Source organism: Streptomyces spongiae (genome assembly GCF_009377185.1).
Taxonomy (GTDB): Bacteria; Actinomycetota; Actinomycetes; order Streptomycetales; family Streptomycetaceae; genus Streptomyces; species Streptomyces spongiae.
The window spans coordinates 1-2374 of record NZ_VJZC01000937.1 but is presented as its reverse complement, the minus strand read 5'-3'; the positions used below and the strand labels follow the sequence as shown (position 1 = coordinate 2374).

3 protein-coding genes are annotated in these 2374 nt (G+C 70.9%); 2 read left to right on the top strand and 1 reads right to left on the bottom strand.

Features of this window, described 5'->3' with window-relative positions; all coding sequences use genetic code 11:
- Nucleotides 1–307: 307 nt before the first annotated feature.
- On the top strand, nt 308–985 hold the full coding sequence (locus FNH08_RS48900) for an O-methyltransferase (RefSeq protein ID WP_152778366.1): 678 nt from the start codon (nt 308–310) through the stop codon (nt 983–985).
- Nucleotides 986–1019: 34 nt separating this feature from the next.
- Here the strand turns inward: FNH08_RS48900 and FNH08_RS48895 are convergent, their stop codons facing one another.
- A complete protein-coding gene (locus tag FNH08_RS48895) occupies nt 1020–1415 on the bottom strand; it encodes a hypothetical protein (protein WP_322726636.1) in 396 nt (131 codons plus the stop codon).
- A gap of 150 nt (nt 1416–1565) precedes the next feature.
- Here FNH08_RS48895 and FNH08_RS48890 point away from each other — a divergent pair, with 150 nt between their 5' ends.
- Complete coding sequence (locus FNH08_RS48890) at nt 1566–1991, top strand: DnaJ family domain-containing protein (RefSeq protein WP_152778364.1); 426 nt, start codon at nt 1566–1568, stop codon at nt 1989–1991.
- Nucleotides 1992–2374 lie beyond the last annotated feature (383 nt).

Below are 2374 nucleotides of genomic sequence, written 5' to 3'. Positions count from 1 at the left end.
CTCCCGCCCCGTTCATCCCGTATGTCACCCATGTGCGCACCCTAAGAACTTCCTCAGAGCCTCGCACCGCCCCAGATGTGAGACGCAGGCAACCCCCTCTTCACCTGACATCCGTCCCACTTTTATCCGGATGACGATAGTGCGCGGAGGGTTGCGCCCACCCTCCGAGGCGAGGCAGCCCCCTCGCGGCCGCCTCCGATTGACTGAAAACGCGCCATAAGCGGGCGACAACCGGCAACACCCCGGACTACGATCGGCCGCCGGGACTAGTTAGCCAATCTAACTAGGCATACGAAAGGCATGGTGCATGAGCAGCAGCGAGTCGAGGCTCTGGAACGACGTCGACGCCTACTTCTCCGCCCTCCTCTCACCGGAGGACGAAGCGCTGACCGCCGCGCTGCGCGACAGCGACGCGGCCGGGCTCCCGCACATCAACGTCGCCTCCAACCAGGGCAAGCTCCTCCAGCTCCTGGCCCAGATCCAGGGCGCTCGCCGCATCCTGGAGTTCGGCACGCTCGGCGGCTACAGCACGATCTGGCTGGCCCGCTCGCTCCCCGAGGACGGCCGGCTGATCAGCTTCGAGTACGAGGCCCGGCACGCCGACGTGGCCCGCCGCAACCTGGACCGGGCGGGCCTCGGCCGGCTCGTGGAGGTACGGGTGGGGCCCGCCCTGGAGTCGCTGCCGAAGCTGGCCGACGAGAACCCCGAGCCGTTCGACTTCGTGTTCATCGACGCGGACAAGGCCAACAACCGGCACTACGTCGAGTGGGCCCTGAAGCTCACCCGCCCCGGCGCGCTGATCGTCGTCGACAACGTCGTCCGGGGCGGCCGCGTCACCGACGCCGACAGCGACGACCCGTCCATCCAGGGCACCCGGGCCGCACTCGAACTGATCGCCTCCCACCCGAAGCTGAGCGGCACGGCGGTACAGACGGTGGGCGTCAAGGGGTACGACGGCTTCGCGCTGGCGCGGGTGCTGTACTGACGCGCCCGGGCCCTCGCCCCCCTCGCGGCTTGCTCTACATCTCGTGGTAGAAGCCCACGTTGACGCTGCGGGGGGCGGTGCGGTCCTGGATGACGAGTTCCCCCGAACTGCCGTGCGGGAGCCTGGCGGTGCCGCCGTACAGCAGGGCCTGGGCCTGCTGGCCGACCATCGCCAGGCTCACCTCGGAGGACGGGTCGGCGTGCGTGCCGCGCAGCCACGTCACCTGCCAGCCGCCGTCGGGGCCGCACAGGAACTCCAGGTGGACCCGGGAGACGAACAGCCAGTCGTCGGGCGTGGCGAGCCGGCAGACGGTCTTGTCCCGGCCCACCCTCAGCACCGTGCCCGGGTCGCTGGGCGCGTCGGCCATCAGCATCCCGGCCGTCGCCGCGGTGTCCTGCGCGGAGACCGAGGCCATGGTGAGTTCGAGCACGTGCGCTCCTTCTGGGTCACGGGTTCCGGTCTGCGCGGCCTCGCAGTCCAGACGGTCCAATGGTCGCTCCGCGGTACACACTCGGCGTACCGCCGCCGCATGATAAATCGCCGGCTCGGCCCCTCGGGCCGGCTCCGGCACAATGGACTCATGACCGAGCGAAAGCCACCGGGTGTCAGCTTCGAGTCCTTCATCGACAAACAGATCCGCGACGCCGAGGCACGCGGCGACTTCGCCACACTGCCGGGCGCCGGCAAACCACTCGGCGACGACGACACGTCGTACGACGAACTGTGGTGGATCAAACAGAAGATGGCCCGCGAGGGCATGTCGGTCCTGCCACCGACCCTCGCCCTGCGCAAGGAAGCCGAGGACGCGCTCCTGGCCGCCGCTTCGGCGCCCTCCGAGCGACTCGTACGGAAGATCATCACAGAGATCAACACGAAGATCCGAGACATGATGTTCAAACCCCCACCGGGCCCACCACTGGGCCTGAAGCCGTACGACGTGGAAGAAATCGTCAGGGAGTGGCACGAGCACCGGCCCCGGAAGCCCGCAGGGCAGGGCGAGAGCTGAAGCACGGGGCGGCGAGCACGGACTTCTGAGCGGAGCGTCGGACGGTGGGGCTGCGGGTGCGGCGGACAGCGGGGGGGCGACGGTGCACCGGATGGCAGGGCAGCGCGCGCGTCGGACGGCGGGGCGGCGCGTGCGCCGGACGGCGGCGCGTGCGCCGGACGGCGGCGCGTGCGCCGGACGGCGGCGCGTGCGCCGGACGGCGGCGCGTGCGCCGGACGGCGGCGCGTGCGCCGGACGGCGGGGGGCGACGGTGCATCGGATGGCAGGGCAGCGCGTGCGGCGGACAGCGGGGACGACGGTGCATCGGGCGGCCGGGCAGCGCGTGCGGCGGACAGCGGGGACGACGGTGCATCGGACGGCCGGGCAGGCCGGGGGGCGGACAG